The organism is Polyangium sorediatum, assembly GCF_029946465.1.
Taxonomy (GTDB): domain Bacteria; phylum Myxococcota_A; class Polyangia; order Polyangiales; family Polyangiaceae; genus Polyangium; species Polyangium fumosum.
On sequence record NZ_JARZHI010000018.1, the window covers coordinates 128,216 to 146,244 of the forward strand.

The 18,029-nt window shown below is 69.9% G+C and carries 15 protein-coding genes; 7 read left to right on the forward strand and 8 right to left on the reverse strand.

The features are described 5' to 3' along the window. Positions 1-42: 42 nt before the first annotated feature. Positions 43-1,350, reverse strand: a complete 1,308-nt coding sequence (locus QHF89_RS21455) for a serine hydrolase domain-containing protein (protein ID WP_136969881.1) — start codon at positions 1,348-1,350, stop codon at positions 43-45. Positions 1,351-1,566: 216 nt separating this feature from the next. Beyond that, a complete protein-coding gene (locus QHF89_RS21460; protein ID WP_136930978.1) occupies positions 1,567-1,809 on the reverse strand; it encodes a hypothetical protein in 243 nt (80 codons plus the stop codon). 213 nt (positions 1,810-2,022) lie between these two features. Between QHF89_RS21460 and QHF89_RS21465 the strand changes: the two genes are divergently transcribed. Further along, positions 2,023-2,430, forward strand: a complete 408-nt coding sequence (locus QHF89_RS21465) for a DUF2795 domain-containing protein (RefSeq protein WP_136969880.1) — start codon at positions 2,023-2,025, stop codon at positions 2,428-2,430. A gap of 42 nt (positions 2,431-2,472) precedes the next feature. Here QHF89_RS21465 and glmS read toward each other — a convergent pair whose 3' ends face one another. Next, a complete protein-coding gene (gene glmS, locus QHF89_RS21470) occupies positions 2,473-4,305 on the reverse strand; it encodes a glutamine--fructose-6-phosphate transaminase (isomerizing) (protein WP_136969879.1) in 1,833 nt (610 codons plus the stop codon). A gap of 105 nt (positions 4,306-4,410) precedes the next feature. After that, positions 4,411-5,577 carry an MFS transporter gene (locus QHF89_RS21475; RefSeq protein ID WP_284720765.1) on the reverse strand — a complete coding sequence of 389 codons (1,167 nt, stop codon included), beginning with the start codon at positions 5,575-5,577 and terminating at the stop codon, positions 4,411-4,413. Between the two features lie 163 nt (positions 5,578-5,740). On the opposite strand from QHF89_RS21475, the gene QHF89_RS21480 reads away from it, so the two are divergent. The 6 genes from QHF89_RS21480 to QHF89_RS21505 all read left to right on the forward strand — a co-directional run bounded on the left by QHF89_RS21480 (position 5,741) and on the right by QHF89_RS21505 (position 13,858). Next, a complete protein-coding gene (locus QHF89_RS21480; protein ID WP_136969877.1) occupies positions 5,741-6,088 on the forward strand; it encodes a hypothetical protein in 348 nt (115 codons plus the stop codon). Between the two features lie 73 nt (positions 6,089-6,161). Continuing rightward, a complete protein-coding gene (locus QHF89_RS21485; RefSeq protein WP_136969876.1) occupies positions 6,162-7,298 on the forward strand; it encodes an NHL repeat-containing protein in 1,137 nt (378 codons plus the stop codon). Between the two features lie 168 nt (positions 7,299-7,466). Then, the gene (locus QHF89_RS21490) at positions 7,467-9,566 is read left to right on the forward strand and encodes an esterase/lipase family protein (RefSeq protein WP_136969875.1); all 2,100 of its coding nucleotides are present in this window, start codon (positions 7,467-7,469) and stop codon (positions 9,564-9,566) included. A 103-nt stretch (positions 9,567-9,669) separates the two neighbouring features. Further along, positions 9,670-10,065, forward strand: a complete 396-nt coding sequence (locus QHF89_RS21495; protein WP_136969874.1) for an MAPEG family protein — start codon at positions 9,670-9,672, stop codon at positions 10,063-10,065. Positions 10,066-10,107: 42 nt separating this feature from the next. After that, on the forward strand, positions 10,108-11,949 hold the full coding sequence (locus tag QHF89_RS21500; protein WP_136969873.1) for a serine/threonine-protein kinase: 1,842 nt from the start codon (positions 10,108-10,110) through the stop codon (positions 11,947-11,949). Between the two features lie 82 nt (positions 11,950-12,031). Then, positions 12,032-13,858 carry a putative bifunctional diguanylate cyclase/phosphodiesterase gene (locus tag QHF89_RS21505; RefSeq protein ID WP_284720766.1) on the forward strand — a complete coding sequence of 609 codons (1,827 nt, stop codon included), beginning with the start codon at positions 12,032-12,034 and terminating at the stop codon, positions 13,856-13,858. A gap of 1 nt (position 13,859) precedes the next feature. Here QHF89_RS21505 and QHF89_RS21510 read toward each other — a convergent pair whose 3' ends face one another. The 4 genes from QHF89_RS21510 to QHF89_RS21525 form a co-directional block, all read right to left on the reverse strand. Further along, a complete protein-coding gene (locus QHF89_RS21510) occupies positions 13,860-14,297 on the reverse strand; it encodes a hypothetical protein (protein ID WP_136969872.1) in 438 nt (145 codons plus the stop codon). Positions 14,298-14,310: 13 nt separating this feature from the next. Further along, on the reverse strand, positions 14,311-14,961 hold the full coding sequence (locus QHF89_RS21515; protein WP_136969871.1) for a DNA-3-methyladenine glycosylase family protein: 651 nt from the start codon (positions 14,959-14,961) through the stop codon (positions 14,311-14,313). A gap of 168 nt (positions 14,962-15,129) precedes the next feature. Further along, entirely contained in the window at positions 15,130-16,500 is a 1,371-nt protein-coding gene (locus QHF89_RS21520; protein ID WP_284720767.1) for a hypothetical protein, read from the reverse strand. Next, the gene (locus QHF89_RS21525) at positions 16,497-17,996 is read right to left on the reverse strand and encodes a hypothetical protein (protein ID WP_136969870.1); all 1,500 of its coding nucleotides are present in this window, start codon (positions 17,994-17,996) and stop codon (positions 16,497-16,499) included. The genes QHF89_RS21520 and QHF89_RS21525 overlap by 4 nt, the downstream gene beginning before the upstream one ends. Between the last annotated feature and the right edge of the window lie 33 nt (positions 17,997-18,029).

The window sequence follows — 18,029 nt, forward strand, 5'->3', positions numbered from 1 at the left end:
CGCCATGATAACGGGGTCATGCGAGCGTGCGGAAGGTGCTCGTCACGCACCGTCGGTCACGGCTCCGACCACGCCGTCGAAGAATTCCCCGCAGCCCGTCTCGTCGAGGAGCCGATTCCACCCGCGCTCGTCGAAGGGCTGGGGCAAGCCGTGGTTCGTGAGCAGGACGGCGATGAGCTGCCGCGAAGGATCGACCCACATGTACGTGCCCGCGCCGCCCGCCTTGCCATACGAGCCCGGGGAGAGGCGAATCCCGCCGTTCGAGAATCGCGGCGCGAAGAGCTCCCAGCCAAAGCCCTTCGGCGTCGACATCAGGTTCAGGAGCGGCGACGTGTCCGTCTTCCCGGCGTCGACGAAGGGCGTCTGGTTCGCGACCATTTCGGCGGCGAGCTCCGGCGCGAGGATACGCTTTCCGGCATACGTGCCGCCGCCGAGCACCATCTGGCAAAACGCGGCCACGTCCTTCACCGTGGAGAACGCGCCGTCGCAGCCGCACACGCCGCCGAGCAAAAAGTCGAGGTCGTCCTGCACCGCGCCCCGCACGAGCGTGGTGCGCCGCTCCGTGGGGCCCGTCGCCGCGATGCGCGGCTTTAGCGCAGGCGGCGGATTGTACGTCGTGTCGACCATCCCGAGCGGCCTCCACACGTGATCACGGGCGACCACGTCGAGCGTCGTGCCGGCAGCCACCTCCACGAGCTTGCCGAGCAGGCGATACGTGAGGTCGCTGTATTCGACCTTCGTCCCCGGTGGATATTCGAGCGGTGTCGCCGCCATTTTCCGCCATATCTCGTCCGGCTTGCCGTCGTAGATACGGTTGTCGAGCGGCAGCCCCGACGAATACCGGAGCATGTCCCGCACCGTCACCCGCTCCTTCCCCTCCCCCTGGAACGCCGTTAGGTACTTGACAACCGGATCGTCGAGGCGGAGCTTGCCCTGGTCGACGAGGACGAGCGCCGAAATGGCCGTCGACACGACCTTCGTCATTGATTCGAGGTCAAAGAGAGTGTCGAGCGTGACGGGCTCGCCGCCCCCGCGGACTTTCCTGCCGTACGCGTGCTCCGCGACGATCTTGCCATGCCGCGCCACGAGCGCCGCGAATCCCGGGAAGGCCTCGTCGTTCACGCGGCGCTCGAGGCGCGCAAACGCGTCCTGCAGCCGCGCGAAGGACATGCCCACGTTCTCGGGGGCATCCGGCACGAGCGGCCCCGTCGAGGGCGCGGGCGGCCTCGGCGCGACCCTCGCCTCCGCGCCGCCCGACACAGGCGTCGGGCAGCAGGCCGAGGCGAGGAACAAGGCTCCAAACCCCTGGAGGAGTCGGCGGCGATCGATGGGGGACGTGAACTGGCCCATAAGAAGGGAGATTCTTCGTTAGCGGGGGATGGAAGCTTCCTTGCGGGTACACGCGTGGCGTGGGCGCGCAAGCGCAACATTTTGCCGACATTCACACGGGCAGCAAGGTCCTCGTCGGGGGGGTGGGCCATTTTGGGTCCGAGGTTTGGAAGCGGGGCTGGGCGCGCCCGCGCAGGCGCCCGCGCAGGCGCCCGCGCGCCCCTGGGGCAGGGCCCGTCACTTGGTGCCAACGGATTTCGATGGCGTCCAGGCAGGCGGATCACTGGCAGGGAAGGACTCCTCGGACGCCTCGTCCACGAGCTCATCCGCGGCCGTTTTCGGCTCGAGCACCCGGCTCTCCCCTTCCCAGGCGATCGGCGGCCTTCCATGCTCGGGCTCGTCCGCCGGTGTGCATCCGCTCGGCTTCTCGGGCGGGGCCGTTCGCTCGTTTTGATCCCCAGGGTTCCACGTCTGCGCCATGAGGTTTCCTCCCGCAGGTCTCATGCCCGCCCCGCCGCAGACCGCAAGAGGGACGAGGAACAGGCCCGGTCGCCCGCGATGCGGCGCGCCGAGCGCAACCTCAATGGATCACTCGGCCAAACCCTGGACGCAGGTCCTGCCGCGCCCAACGAATGCGGCGAGGCCGAGCCGCGGCGCACCCGGCTGGCCGCACGCCACGCGAGGAGGCAGACGATGGCCGAAAAAAACAAGGACGAGAGCAAGGGCACGATGACCGTCCAGGAGGCAGGGCACCTCGGCGGCAAGGAGGTGCAGCACCAGCGAGACCTGCGCGATCGAAAGGAGGTCCGCGGACAGGCCTACGACAAGCCGGGGCCGCCCGAGGGGACGGCGTTCGGCATCGGCGCGATCACGCAGGCGCTCTCCGGCCTGGCGTTCCCCGTGACGAAGCAGGACCTGCTCGCGCGGGCGGGCAACCAGGAGATCGAGTATCGCAAGGGGCAGCCCGTCTCGCTTCGCCAGATCGTCGAGGACCTCGAAGACGAGGCGTTCCCCTCGATGGCGAACATCGTGCAGGCGGTGAGCGCCGCCCTCAAGGAAGAGGGGCTCAGCGGCGGTGCGAAAGGGGAGAAGGCGGCCTGAGGCCGGCCAGGGGCACCTCACGACGGAGGTGCCCCCTCGTGCTCATTCGACGGTGACCGTCTTCGCGAGGTTGCGCGGCTGGTCGACGTCGTTGCCTTTCAGGTTCGCCACGAAATACGCAATGAGCTGGAGCGGCAGCACCGTGAGGAGGGGCATCACCTCGTCCGGCGCTTTCGGGATCCACACGATGTGCTGCGCGAGCTCCAGCATCGCCTCGTCGCCCTTCGTGGCAATGGCGATGACCTGACCCTCGCGGGCCCGGACCTCCTGCAGGTTCGAGTGCATCTTCTCGTATTGCGCGTCGCGCGGGCAGACCGCGACGACCGGGAGTTGCTCGTCGATCAGCGCGATCGGGCCGTGCTTCATCTCGCCGGCCGCGTAGCCCTCGGCGTGCGCGTAGGAGATCTCTTTCAGCTTGAGCGCCCCTTCGAGCGCGATCGGGAAGCCGAGCCCGCGGCCGAGGAAGAGCACGTCCTTCGCGTGCACGAGCTTCTTCGCGATGGCGTGCACGTAATCGGCGTCGCCGAGGACCTCGCGCTGGTGGCTCGGGATCTCCCACAACGCCTGCAGGACCTTCTGCGCGCGCTCCTGCGGCAGCGTGCTGCGTCGCCGGCCCATGTACACCGCGAGCAAGAGGAGCGCCGCGAGCTGCGTCGTGAAGCATTTCGTCGAGGCCACGCCGATCTCGGGGCCCGCGTGCGTGTAGAGCGCGCCGTCGGCCATCCGCGGGATCGCGCTGTCGAGCACGTTCGCCACCGCGAGGATCCGCGCGCCGCCCGCCTTCGCCGCCTTCACCGCCGCCAGCGTATCGGCCGTCTCGCCCGACTGGCTCACCGCGATCACGAGATCGTCCGGGTAGAACAGCGGCTCGCGGTAGCGCACCTCGCTCGCGAGCTCCACGACCGAGGGCACCTTCGCGAGCTGCTCCATCCAGTAACGACCGGCGATCGCCGCGTGGTGGCTCGTCCCGCAAGCCACGAAGTACACACGCCGGATCGATTGCGCCACCTCCGGCGTCACGCCCATCTCGGCGGCGTACACGTCGCCCTCGGCGAGGTCGATCCGGCCGCGCAGCGTCGCCTCCACGACCTCCGGCTGCTCGTGGATCTCTTTGCGCATGAAATGCTTGTAGCCGCCGCGCTCGGCCTGCACCGGGCTCCAGTCGATGTGCTTCGCCTTCCGGGTCACGACCTCGCCGCTGACCGTCTCGCAACGCACCCCCGAGGCGCGCAGCTCCGCCACGTCCCCGTCCTCCAGGAAGATCATCGAGCGCGTGTGCGCGAGCAGCGCCGGGATGTCGCTCCCGCAAAGCATCTCGCCCTCGCCGAGGCCCACGACGAGCGGCGATCCATGCCGCGCCACGACCACCACGTCCGGCTCCTCGCGCGACACCACCGCGATCGCGTAGGCGCCCACCACGTGCCGGAGCGCCGCCTGCACCGCGGAAAAGAGCGGCTTTTTCCCGCGCGACAGCTCCCGGTGGATCAGGTGCGCGACGATCTCCGTGTCCGTGTCCGAGAGGAACTTGACCCCGTCGACCTCGAGCTCCTGCCGCACGGCCACGTGGTTCTCGATGATGCCGTTGTGCACGACAGCGACCGGGCCGGCCGAGTGCGGGTGCGCGTTCGCCTCGCTCGGGCGGCCATGGGTCGCCCAGCGCGTGTGCCCGATGCCCGTCGAGCCCGCGAGGGGCCGCTTCTCCAGCGCATCCCCGAGCCGCGCGAGCTTGCCCAGCGTCCGCACGATCTCGATGGACTGGCCGTCATGGATGGCGACGCCGGCCGAGTCGTACCCCCGGTACTCGAGCTTCCGCAACCCGTCGACGATGATGGGAGCCGCATGCCGCGTCCCGACGTAACCCACGATCCCGCACATCGGATGCCTCGCTTCGGAGAGCGGCACGCGCGCCGCTGCCGAGGTGTAACCCGAGCCGCGGCGCCGAGCGAAAAAAGTTTGGCGTCGGGCGGCGCCTCGACGGGGTCAGGCAGCGGCCTCGTTCTGCCCTGCACGCGTGCGGCGCGCGAAGGCGATCGCGATGCCGCAGGCGATCGCGGACACGAGCGCGGCGCCCCCGAACGCGAGGGCCCCGCCCCCGCGACGATAGACGTGGATCCAGCCGAGCATGCCGGTGACGGAGCCCGCCGAGACCGTGGCCACGAACACGCCCTGCGCCGTTCCGAGCAGGTGCTTCGGCGCACGATCTTTCACGTAAGCGAGAGCTGAGATCCACGCGAGCCCGAAGGCGATCCCGTGGAGCGGCTGGAGCGCGACGAGCGGCAGGAAGCCCGGGACGAACCCGATGAGGGTCCAGCGGAGCGCAGCGACGCCGTACGCGACGGCGAGCAGCACGGGCGCGCGGACGCGGGACGCGAGGGCGCCGGCGTTGGCCATGAGCAGGACCTCGGCGAACACGCCGACGGCCCAGGTCGCGCCGAGGACACGCGGCGAGGCGCCCCGCGCGAGCAGGTGGAGCGAGAAGCACTGGTCGTAACAGGCGAAGGCGGCCTGGGCGAAGAACGCGGAGGCGAGGAAGAGGCGCACGTCGGCGCTCGCGAGCAGCGCGCGGATCTGCGCGGCCGAGGGCCTCGCAGGGACGGGCACGCGGGAAGGGAGCGCGAAGGTGACGCCGAGCGTGACGAGGAGGAGCGCGGCGATGGCGAGCGGGATTTGCACGGCGGAGGTCGGCTCGAGCCCGCCGGCGAGGACAGCGGCGACGAGAAACCCCATCGAGCCGAAGAGGCGCGTCGCGCCGTAAGGCACGTGCCCCTCGCGGGCCGCTTCGAGGGCCACGACGTCGGCCAGCATGGCCATGGGGGAGCGGAAAAACCCGAAGACGACGACCGGCACGAGCAACGCGGCGAAGCTCGCGCCCCCGCCGCCCGCGAGCGCCGCGACCCCGGCAAACCCGACGAACGCCCCGGCGCACGCGACGCGCAGGAGGTGACCACGCAGGCCGAGCGCGTCGGCCACGAGCCCGAACACCGGCGGGCCGATCACGCTCATCGCCGGGAACGTGGCCGTGAGCAGGCCGAACGAAAGGCCCTCGATGCCACGCGCCGCGAGCCAGGGCGGGAAAAACGGCAAATACACGCCGATCACCGCGAAGCTCGCGAGGTAGTAGAGGCGGAGCGCGACGACGCCGGGCACGAGGGGGCCGAACTGTGCGCGACCGATCGGGCCACCGCAACATGGCGCCGCGCGGCAATGGCCGAGGACGGCCGAGCGCCGGTGTTTCCCGCGATGGGGCCCCGGCGGACCCGGGGTACCGTCATCCGCTCACCAGCGCCAAGCAGTGGGGAGGAGGAGAGCGATGCACGACCACCCCACGCACGGCAGCCACGACCACCAGCACGGCGAAGGCTGCGGGCATACGGCGATCCGGCACCAGGGGCACACCGATTACCTGCACGACGGGCACCTGCACTACGCGCACGGCGATCACACGGACGAGCACGTCATTTCGGTGGACCAGGCGAACCGCGACGAATGCACGCCCTCGCACGCCTGCGGCGGGCACGCGCAGGGCCACGCGCACGGCCCTGCGTGCGGGCACGAGGGCGTCCCGCACGGGGATCACGTCGATTACCTCGTCGGCGGGCACCTGCATCACCCGCACGGCGGGCATTGCGACGATCACGGCAAGCTCGAGCTCGCCTGATCCGCTCGCGCGACAGTCGGCTTGCGGCCCGACCAGGCCGGCTGGTAGCCTCCCCCGGTTGGAGGTTCTTTTCATGAAATCGAAGGACGATCGGCAATCGATCGAGCGCCCGTTCGGGCGCGTGCTTCTCTCGTGCCTCGGCGTCGCGCTCGCCTCGCTCGCCGTGGCTTGCTCGGACGGCTCGAACAACAACCCGAGCGGCGCGGGCGGTGACGGCGGCGACGGCGGCTCCGGCGCGGCGGGCGGCGCGGGCGGCCAAGGTGGTGAAGGCGGCGAAGGCGGCGACGCCCCGATCGTCTACCCCGCGGAGCCCGAAGAGGTCGCGAAGTTCAACCCCGCGCTCGGCGAGCTGCCGGAGGGCCTCGCGATCGACGGGACCACGGCGTACGTGGTTTACTCCGTGGCCCCCAAGGTCGTGAAGGTCGACCTCGAGACCGGCGCCGTGACCGATTACGGCGAGATTCCGGGGCCGATCGGGATCGCGTTCCCGCAGGGCGCCGCCCTCGACGCGCAGAAGAACCTGTACGTCGCGGTGAAGAGCGAAAACCCGGGGATGTTCATGCCGGGCATCTACAAGTTCCCCCCGGGCGGCGGCACGGCCACGCTCTGGAGCTCGCACCCTTCGATGAGTTTTCCGCGGCATATCGCGTTCCATTCCTCGGGAAACGCGTTCGTCTCCGTCCCGAACGCCGCGCGGATCTACGTCGTCTCGCCGAGTGGGATCACGGATGATCCGGGCGTCTCACAGCTCCTCTCGGGTGACCAGACGTCCGCCTGCGCGTATGGCGAGTTCCTTTCGTACGGCGTTACGAGCACGGTGTTCTCCGGCAACACGTTCTTCGCGACGAACGCCGACCGCGCGTACATCTTCCAGGGCACGTTCGACGGCCAGAACAGCGAGATCTCCGAGACCATGGTCGCGGGCCCGGACTGCGGGACGCTCGGCGGCGCCGAGAGCATCCTCGAGGATCCGGTGAGCCTCAGCCTGATGCTCGCGGTCCGGCGCACCGACAAGATCATGCGCGTCGAGTTCACCGGCGGGATGCAGGTCCTCGCCGAGACCGCGCTTTACGAGCCCTCGGCCATGGCGATTGGCGAGACGAAGAAGGGCCGCCACCTCTACGTGACGAACTCGGCCCACAACACGTACAACAAGGGCGGCATCCCCGGCCTCGTGCGTATCCCCCTCGACAAGGCCAAGGCCAAGTAAAGCCGCTGCGCACCTCGCCCGGCCACTTGCTGCGCCGCAGCAATCTCCGCCCTTCTTCCCCACCGTAACCTTGATCTCTCGTCTGCGGCGCTTGTTGCACCGCCGCAGACGATGCTTGCCTTCCTGCCGCCGCGCGCCTACGCTCGCTACGATTTCCGGAGGTTTGCCATGGCTTTGCGTGAGGTTTCCGTGGGCGTGCTTTTTTTGCTTCTGGCGGCGGCCTGCGGGTCGACCCCGGATCCCGAGGCGACGGGCGGCCAGGGGGGCCAGGGAGCCTCGGGCGGAAATGGGCCGGGCGGCGCGGGCGGGCAAGGCGGCGAGGGCGGGCACGGCGGCAGCGTGCCTTATCCGCCCGCGGACGCGTTCGATCCGGCGTACGACGCCTATTTCGATCCACCCGCGGCCGGCGAATACGTCGACGATTACCGCGTCGTCGGCGAGATCAAGCCGCCGTCCTGGTCCTGGGGCAAGATCGAGCTCGTCGAGGGCCTCCAGCGCTACCGCACGGAGGGCTACAACGTCCGCACGCAGAAGCTCCGCTGGGAGGACACGTTCGAGGACGACACGTACAAGCTGAAGACGTATTTCGGCGCGCTCAACCAGCAGCTCGTCGACGGCTTCAACATCCATTACAAGGACGCGTGTGCCGGCGAGGCGGGCAAATCGGGCGCGCCGGCCTGCGGCAAGAAGGGGCCGATGCGCCCCGAGGCGCGGTTCGTCCTCTTGCACCACGGCCCGAAGACGGCGTCGCTCTCGTGCGACAAGACGAAGACGCCCGTCGTGCTCGTGCACGGCGCGATGCAAAACGGCAACGTCTGGCTGCTGCCCGGGGGCGACGACGGCGCGGGCAACGCGTACCCGGACACGGCGCAGAAGACGGGCTTCGTGCAATGGCTGGAGGAGCGCGGGCATTGCACGTACGCGCTGACGTTCGGCACGTTCCACGGCGACAACTTCAACCAGGCGACGAACCTGGCGAACGTGATCCGCCGGGTCTCCGCGCTCGTGGGCCAGCCCAAGGTCGACGTCGTGGCCTGGAGCAAGGGCGTCCTCGCGGCGGACGTCTACCTCTCGAACGTTTCGAGCTGGAAGGATTGGGGATCAAAGCATTTCGAGCGCGTCGCCGCGGACTCCGCGAAGAACGTGCCCGCCTTCCGGAAGGACGTGCGCACGTACGTGGCGCTCTCGGGTCCGCACCTCGGCATTGACCTGAACTTCCGGCACCCGTTCAACAACCTCATCATCTACAGCACGCCCGACGCGGCGCCGATCGGGCAGGGCCCGGTGACCTGGGGCTGGATGAGCGCGGTACAATGCGTGACGTTCGGGTATGCCTCCGGGCCGAACTCGATCTTCCCGAACCCGTACGCCTACTCGGCCTGCGAGAACCGCGGCGCGACGTGGCCCGATTTCTTCAACCGTATCTACACCTCGAACATCACGGGCCTCGACGCGGAGGGCAAGCCGGTCTCCCAGGCGAGCCTGGAGGCGCTCAACGTGGGGGACGGCGCGGATGCGGGGACGTTCGATTTCGATCAATACAACCACGCGATGTGGGGCTCGATCGACGAGTCCGGGACGCACGTCTCCGCCTACCTCGGGCAGCTCCAGACGGCCTACGACCTGCGCTCGTTTTATCCCCTGCCAAACCGGCAGGACGATCCGGCCTCGTACGATTGGTCCGAGCTCGACACGGACGAAACGAAGTGGCGCGACTGGGTGAGCATCTACAAGCTCGGCTACAACCCGGCCGGGCTTCCTGGAACCGGCGGATGGGTCGACGACGACGACGCGCACATCACCTGCCGCGCCGCCTCCTACGATCCGCAAACCTCGCCCTGCAAGGCGAAGCACGTCTCGTACGACACGGAGCACGCCGAGGACTACTCGTTCGGATACGCGACGTACACGCTCATGGACGGCATCGGCATCGCGGCCGTCATGGAAATGGGCGGCAACTTCATCGAGCGATTGAAGGGCCACGGCCTGAGCCCCGACCTCGAATCCCTCTACGTGGTGCACGGCCAGAAGCCCGGCGCGCCCGGCACGATCTTCGAGATCGACGGGATGGAGTGCCCGACCTGCGATCCGAAGGGCGACGGCGTGCTCTTCGACGTCAGCATCGCCGCGCGGGATCAGCTCACGCAGGGCTGGCCGGCGGACGCGAAGGCGTCACGATCGAAGCAAGAAGGCGTCGCGTTCGGGCACCTCGAGGTCGGCGTCGCGCCGGCCGTTTGGGAGAAGATCGAGGCCGCCTTCAGCCAGTGATCACGATACACGCCGCGCGGGCCGCGTGGGGCTTCCCCCCGGGGCCCGCGCCGCGGTAGAACGGGCCTCCGGCCGAACGAGCGCCGGGGAGCCTGTACGTCTCATGTCCAAAGATCTCGCCCTGCCCGCATTGACGACGATCGCCGCGCTCGTGGCGTATTTCGTGTTCATGCTCAACGTCGGCCGCGCCCGCAAGAAATTCAACGTTCCGGCGCCCCAGACCTCCGGGAACCCCGATTTCGAGCGCGTCCTGCGGGTGCAGCAGAACACGGTCGAACAGATCACTCCGTTCTTCGCGGCCCTGTGGCTCTGCGCCTTGTTCACGAGCGCGAAGCTCGCCGCGGGGCTCGGCGCCGTCTGGATCCTCGGCCGCATCCTCTTCGCGTGGGGCTACTACCAGGCCGCGGAGAAACGTGGGCCGGGGTTCGGGATCACGATGCTCGGGTACATGGGCCTGCTCATCGGATCGATCTACGGCGTGATCACCCACCTCCTGTGATAGGCTCCGGGGCCACCGCGTCGAGGAGGGCCGGAACGTTCGATGTTGCTTGCGCCGGGGACCGTGATCGCGGGTCGATACCGCATGGAGCGGCCGCTCGCGTCCGGGGGCATGGGCTCGGTGTGGGTCGGGCGGCACGTCACGCTCCAGACCGACGTCGCGATCAAGTTCATCTCGAACGAGTCGGCCGCATCCCAGGCCGCGCGCGCGCGCTTCGAGCGTGAGGCCCGCTCGGCGGCGCACCTCCGCCACCCGAACGTCGTCGCAGTCCAGGACTACGGCATCGAGGACGAGACGCCCTACCTCGTGATGGAGCTCCTGCGCGGCGAGAGCCTGGAGGAGCGCATCCTCGCGCGGGGCCGGCTCTCGCTCGAAGCGCTCGCGCCGATCGTGCAGCAGATGAGCCGGGGCCTGCGCAAGGCGCACGAGGCCGGCGTCGTCCACCGCGATCTCAAGCCCGGCAACGTCTTCCTCGCACGGGACGACGACGACGAGGTCGAGGTCGTGAAGATCCTCGATTTCGGCATCGCCAAGGAGACGGACATGTCCCTCGGCGAGGCGACGAAGACGAGCGAGCTCATGGGCTCTCCGCATTACATGAGCCCCGAGCAGCTCCGCAGCTCGAAGAAGACCGACGTGCGCAGCGATCTCTGGTCCGTCGGCGTCGTGCTCTACCGCGCGCTCACGGGCAAGATCCCCTTCCCCGGCGACACGCTCGCCGAGGTGATGGTGCAGGTCTTCTCCGCGCGCGTGCCGCCGGCGACGACGCTCGTGCCGGAGCTGCCGCCCGCGATCGACGCGTTCTTCCAGCGGGCGCTCGCGCGGAACCCGGACGATCGGTTCCAGTCGATGCGCGAGCTCGCGGAGGCGTTCCAGTCGGTCGCGAGCGGCCGCGGCATGCCGGCAGCGCCCGTGGCCCCGAGCCCGGCGGACGCCCCGCGTGGCTCGCTCCCGAGCCTCAGCGCGGTCGCGACGCCGCTGCCCGTCGCGCCGCCGATGGGCGGTGTGCCTGCGGCGCCGTCGTCCTCGCCGGGCATGTTGGCGCCGCCGTTCGTGCCTCCCGCGCCGCCTTCCTCGCGAGGTTTGTCGGCGCCGCAAGCCTTCGGCCCCACGACGACGCCGCCCGCGGTCGCGCCGCCCCTCACGCCGCCCGTGTCCACGGTGGGTCCGGATGCACCTCCGCCGCTCGTGCCGGGGGGCCCCACCGCGCCGCCCGTCTCCGTCCCGACGTTTCCGCCCGCGGACGCCTCGGCCGCGCCGCTCGGCGCCCCGTCCCCGCAGCCGCCCGCGGCCACGCCCTTCCCGGCGCCGCCGGGTGTCTCCACGCCGGAGCGCGAGGCCCCGGACCCGCTCGACCCGCGTGCGTCCCGACGAACCCGGCAGGTGCAGGCGGCGGTGATCGGCGTGATCGGCGTGGGACTCCTGCTCGCGATCGTCCTCATCGCGTCGCGCCGCTCGCCCGATCCCGACGCCGCGACGACTCCGCCCGAGACGACATCGTCCGATTCGATGGGCGTGGCCACGGCGGCGGGGACGGCGCTCACGCCGGACGAGATGGCAGCGGCAGTCCCGGACGAAACACCGATCGAAATCCTCGCGGACGAGGCGATCCCTGCGCCGAGCGCCACCCAAACATCGCGCCCCGCGGGCTGGACCTGGAAGCCGATCCCGAAGGGCCACGGGCGACTCCTGATCCGCGCCAAGGGAGGCGCCTGCAAGGTCACCGTCAATGGCGTGTACTACGGTGTGACGCCCATCGACGTGGTGGTGGAGGCAGGAAAGCAACGCGTCTTCTGCCGCATGCCCACGGGCTCCACGCGATCCAAGGAGCTACGCGCGCCCGAGTTCAAGGTGACCAAGGTCGAGTTCGAAGTGAAGCAATGACGTCGGCCCCGGGCGGCCGGCCACGCTCGGAATTTGCGGGCGACGAGACGCTAGGCTTTCGCTATAGGTAGTATTGGCCAACGTGACGAGCTCAGATACGAAAAACGATCTGCCCGAGGAGATCGAGGCAGACCTCGAAGAGGACGACGAGGAGGAGCGCCGCGACACGCGCGAGTGGCGCACCCGCTCGTGGCTGCCGAAGGCGCCGCTCTTCGGGCTCGACGCGAGCCTGTCGGAGCTCGGCGTGGCGATCCTGGAAGCCGACGCCGAGGGCCGCATCGTGCGCATGAACGCGACCGCGGAGCGACTGACGGGCGAGAGCTTCGAAGACAAGCGCGGCGCGCCGATCGACGAGGTCTTCCGCGTGAGGCCCGTCTCGCCCCCCACGCCGTTCCCCTCCGAGGGCCCGACGAGCGGCCAGCTCCCTGCGGGCCTGCACGGGCACACGGCCCTCCTGGAGCGGAAAGACGGGCAGATCGTGGCGATTCGCCACGCCACGGGCATCGCTGGCACGGCCGAGAGCACGCCCGAGCGCGCGGGCAAACTCGTGGTGTTCCGCGACGCGAACGTCGAGCAGCTCCTCTCGCTCCAGATCGCGCGGCAAGCGCGCTACGACGCGCTGACGGGCCTCTTGAACCGGCACGCCTTCGCGGAGCGCATCGAGCACGCGCTCGCGCAGAGCCGGGAGCGCGGGGTGCGGCACGCGATCGTGTACTTCGACCTCGACCGGTTCCGGCTGGTCAACACGACGTGCGGCCACGACGCGGGCGACGACCTGCTCCAGTGGGTGGCGACGCGCCTGCACGAGATCATGGGGCCGCAGGACGCGGCGGGCCGGATCGGCGGCGACGAGTTCGTCGTGCTGCTCCATGGCCGCGACACGCTCGAAGCCGAGCAGGTCGTGCGCAAGCTCCAGCGGACGCTGCACGAGTTCCGCTTCGGCTGGCAGAAGAAGACGTTCCCGGTCGAGGCGAGCATGGGCCTCGTGCCGTTCGGCGCCGAGTTCCACCGCGCGGCCGAGGTGCTCGGCGCTGCGGATCAGGCTTGCCGGCTGGCGAAGGACAGCGGTCGCGGGCGCCTGCAGATCTACATGAACGACGACCAGGACATGGCGCGGAGCCGGCGCGCCATGCAGTGGGTCGCGAGCATCCAGCGGCACCTCGCGGACGGCCGCTTGCGCCTCTTCGCGCAGGAGATCCACGCGCTGCCGCCGACGAAGCGGCGGGGCCTGCATTTCGAGGTCCTCGTGCGCGTGGTCGGCGACGAGGGCCAGCTCGAGTCGCCGGTCGGGATCATCCAGGCGGCCGAGGACAGCCGCATGATGGACGAGATCGACCGGTACGTCGTGCAGAGGACGCTGGCGACGCTCGGGGCGCTGCCGAAGGAGCACCTGAAGAACCTGCACACGTGCGCGATCAACCTCTCGGCGCTCTCGCTCCTGCGCGAGGGGCTGCTCGATTTCCTCGTGGAGCAGCTCGGCAAGTACAAGGTGCCGGCGACGAAGATTTGCTTCGAGATCACGGAGACGGCGGCGTTCGCGAACCTGCAGGAGGTGCTCTGGATGATGCAGGAGCTCGGGGCGATGGGCTGCCGCTTCGCGATCGATGATTTCGGCAGCGGGCACGCGTCCTACGGGTACCTGGAGAGCCTGCCGGTCGATTACGTGAAGATCGACGGCATGTTCGTGCGGAGCATGCTGGACAGCCCGCTTCACCGGGCGATCGTGGAGAGCGTGCAGCGCATCGGCGGGATGCTGGGGATCGAGACGGTGGCCGAATCGGTCGAGACGCAGCCGATGGCGGACATGCTCTCGAACATGGGCATTCATTATGCCCAGGGCTGGCTCTACGGCAAACCGAAGCCCATCAGCGACGTGCTGGCCACGCTGGTGCTGCCGGGCGGGAAGTGATCTACGGGCAATCGCCCGTGACCGAATCGGTCATTCCCGTCCCCAGGTTGCACATGACCTCGTAGTTGCACGTGGCGCTCGCGAAGGAGCACGACGAGGCGAGGTTGTTGTCCTGGCAATACGACTCGATGCATTCGATGCCGGGATCATCGGGCGGCGCGGCGGGCGGGCCGGCGGCGCCGGACCAGGAATCACAGACGAGTTTTCCATTCTCGCAGGCGCACTCGTAGCCCCATTCGATGAAGTTGAGCTTGCACGTCTCGCCGGCCTGACACCCCACGTCCTGCCCGCAGCGCTTGGTCGCGCCTGCGAGCGAGCCGCCCGTGCCTCCGGAGCCGTCCGAGGAGCTCCCTGCCTCGTCGCCGCACGCCACGAACAGGAGCAGGCCGGCCGTCATGGCCAGGAGGGCCCGCAAAGGAATCTTCGTAAGAAAAGCCATGTTCGTCTCCCTCTCATTTCTTGGTTTCGTGAAGCCTCCAGAGGTACCAGCAAGCAATCGAGCGATAAGGCCTCCAGGGACGCGCGAGCTTGACCATTCGCTCGGGCGTCGGATCTTTCCGGAGGCCGTGGAGCTTCATCATACCCTTCTGGATGCCGAGATCCGCGACAGGGAGCACGTCAGGCCGGCCGAGGCGAAAGATCAAGAACATCTCCGCGGTCCAGCGCCCGATGCCTTTGACGCGCCGCAGGCGCTCGATCACGGTCTCGTCGTCGAGCGCGGGCAGCTCGTCGAGCACGAGCGTGCCGTCGAGGAGCTTTTCGCAAAGGTCCCGGATGAACTTGACCTTGGACCCCGACAAACCGCAGGCCCGGAGCGCCTGCTCCGGGGCGCGGAGGAGCTCGGCGGGCGGGAGCAGCTTTCCTCCGCCGATCGCGAGGACGCGCGCGAAGATGGTATCGGAGGCCTTCACGGAGAGCTGCTGGCTGACGATCGACTCGACGATGGCCTCGAAAAACCCGGGCGTATGAAACGGCCCGCTCGTCTGGGCGGCGGCGCCGAGACGGCAAGGGCCGACGGTCTGGATGAGGTCGGCGAGGCGGGGATCGGCGGTGGAGAGGAAGCGGAGGGCCTCGGCGTGGGGATCGGGGGCGGTCGCGGTCATGGGGCGGTCATCTTACCCAAAAAGATATCGTTTGTCGTGACGGCGGTGTACGACAAACCGCCGAGGTCGGCGGGCGCGTTCAAACCTCCAGCGTGTCCGCATTCTTCACGAGAAACGCGTTCATGCCAGGGAGTGGCACGATCCCGCCCTGGGAAAACTCCGAGGCTTTTACTTCCCCCGCCGCCGAAAACTCGCTCCCAGGTCCCACCCCTCCCCGCCCCTGGCGAGCACGAGCTCCGGCATGAGCCCTCCCGCCACCCGCAGCTCCCCGATCACCCCCACCCGCAAGCTATGCGTCAACGCCCGCGCCGATGCATTCGGCGCGAGCTTCGGTGGCTTCATTGCGAGGTCCTTCGCCCGCGCCGGGTCGTCCGCCGTCGCCAGCGATAACAAGGCCCCGAGGGGGCCCGGCTGCGAGGGTCGCACGATGTCGATCGAAAGCGTCACCTGCCCCCGCGCCCGGCGCCGGCCGAGCTCCACGCGCGGGATCGTCGAGACCGTCACCTCGTGCCCCGGCCGCGACAAGATCGGCGCGAGCGTCCGCGCCACCTCGACGAGGTGCGCCGAGGCTTCGTCCACCAAAAGCTCCGCCGGCGGCCCGCCCCAGCCCGGATCTCCATTGGCAGGCGGGAGGGGTCCGAGCCCGAGGTGCGACAAACGCTCCGGCGGAACTGCGTCCACGAGCCGCTGCGCGACCGATGGCGCGCCGAAGCTGCCGGCCTGCGGACCCATCTGCAAGACGATCCACGCGGCGCGGCCGAGGTCGAAACGGACAGCGCCTTTGCGTTCGCCGTGCAGGCCGAGCCCGAGCCAGCCCACGTCGTCCCGCTCCGCTTCGAATCGTCGCAACGACGTCGCCAGGTCGTCCGCGCGCGCGACATCGATCCCATCAAGAAACGCCGCGCCCCGCGCCGCGAAGGAATTTTTCGAAAGGACGAGCCCGCGCTCGCCGCATTCCGCGCGGAATGCGCCCGTCCCGTCCGGCGCGCTCGGATCGAATTTCTGCGGCACCACCGCGGCGAGCGGCGAGGCGAGCACGCGGGCGAGCTTGTGCGGGTCGGTCGTGCCAAACACCACCGCCAGCGGGTCCTTCGGGTAAGGCGTGGGCTTCGGGACCTCCGCGAGGAGCCCCGCCGCGCCTCGGCCGCGGGCGCGTTCGATCGAGAAGATCACGTCCGCCGCGCCGAGCGACTCCTTGCGCGCCGTGCGCAGGCCCTCGCGCAGCCGCACGACCGTGCCGAGCGCCTCCCTCGAAGGGAGCGATTGCGCGAGCGCCGGGGCCGGGTGGCCCGCGGCGTCCAGCGTGTAGAGCGGATCGGCGATCGCCGCGCCGAAAAGCGCCGCGGTCGGGTCGCGCAGGTCATGGGGATCGATCGAGCGCGTGGGCCAGGGCAGGTGCAGCGAGAACCGGCCGCCATGCGGGGTGCGGCCGAGCGCCGCGGCGGAAGGCGTCGCGGCCACGAGCGCGCTCGCCACGGAGGCGCCGAGGAACGCGCGCCTGGACAAACGATTGTCCCCGCCGAACATTTCGCCGCTCATCGGACCACCCATATCTCGTCCGCGGTGGCGACCACGAACGGCGCGCGCCCCGGGCCATCGGGAGGACACACCGCGAGCGCGCGCACGCCCGCCGCGGCCGGAAGGCGCAAGAACTCGCGTGGCCTCCCCGCCTCCCCCGCCGCCGCGCGCGCCCACGTGCGCACGACGACCGCGTCGTCCAGCGCATCCGCCACGTCGAGCCCGCTCAGGATCTCGGGATCGCCGTCCTGATCGAGGTCGCCCACCGCGAGCTGCGCGCCCGCGCCGGTGATCGTCTCGACGTGCCCCGCGTCGTCGTGCACCTCGACCGTGCCGCGATCGTTCCGCGCCGCGAGCACAGTGAAGCGCTGCCCTCGCGGCGTCACGAGCGAGGCCGCGGCGAGCACGTCGAAGTTGCCGGCGATCGCCGGCGCGATCACCGTTTCTCCCGACCAACAAGGCACGAGCGGGCCCGTGAGCCACCCCGACGCGACGCGCGCACAGCCGCTCGCCTCGCCCGAGGAGACGGGCAAACCCGCGACCGGCGCGACGACGACGAGCTCGGCGTCGAGGCGCAACGCCTTCGCGCGATCCGACACGCCGACGTCGACGAACCACGCGACAGCGTCCCCTTCGTCCCTTCGCTCGACGAGCCCCGCGAGGCCGATCGGCTCGCGCAGCGGGGACGAGTGCAGCGGCGAGAGGTCCGACCACGAGCGCGAGCGCAGCGGGAGCACCTTGCCCTCGCGGAGCCGCAACGTCGTCACGCGGCGGCGGCTCGTGCTCAGGATTTCCAGGGCGCCGTCGCCGTCGATGTCGCCACACGCGAGGGCCACGACGTCGGACTCGAAGTTCTGGCCTCGTGTGACGTTCGCCTTCGCGAGCGGCACCGCTTCGAGGAAGCTGCGGATCTCGGCGTCGAGCGGCGCCTCGGCAAACGCGTGCGCGAAGGGACCCGGCTCGGGATCACGAATGCGCGCCCATACGGTGCGCGGGACCGGAAAGACGTCGGCCGTGACGCGGAGCTTTCCGCCGCGGATCTCGACGAGGAGGTGCACGAACGAGCGTTCGCCGCGCGCCGCCACGCGCGCGTCCGCGAGCGGGAGCGGGGTCGGGTGCGCGGAGCTGCCCGCGCCGAGGCGACCCGCGAGGAGCGAAGCGATCCGGGTCGTGAGCTCGGCCCCACGCGGCGCCGGCGTGTCGGAGGCGAGCGGCGCGGCGATGACGCGCGCGGGAAGGAGCAAAACGGGCGCGAGATCCGCAGCAAGAGACTCGACCACGCGGGCGACCGAGGCGCGCGGCAGGCGCGGCGCGGCGGGCGGAGGCGGAGGGTTCGTCGGGGTGGGGTTTGCCGGCGGAGGGTTCGTCTTGGCCGGCGCGGGGGGCGCCGCGGGCTTGTTCGGCTGGGCGTCGCTGTTTCGCGGGACGAACAGGGCGAAGACGATCGCCGAGACAAACATGCCACGCGCGCGCTCACGCGGGCGCGTCCCCTCGGTGCATAGCGGCAGGCCGGCCACGCGATCAGAATAGGCGACGGGGAGGCGCGTGGC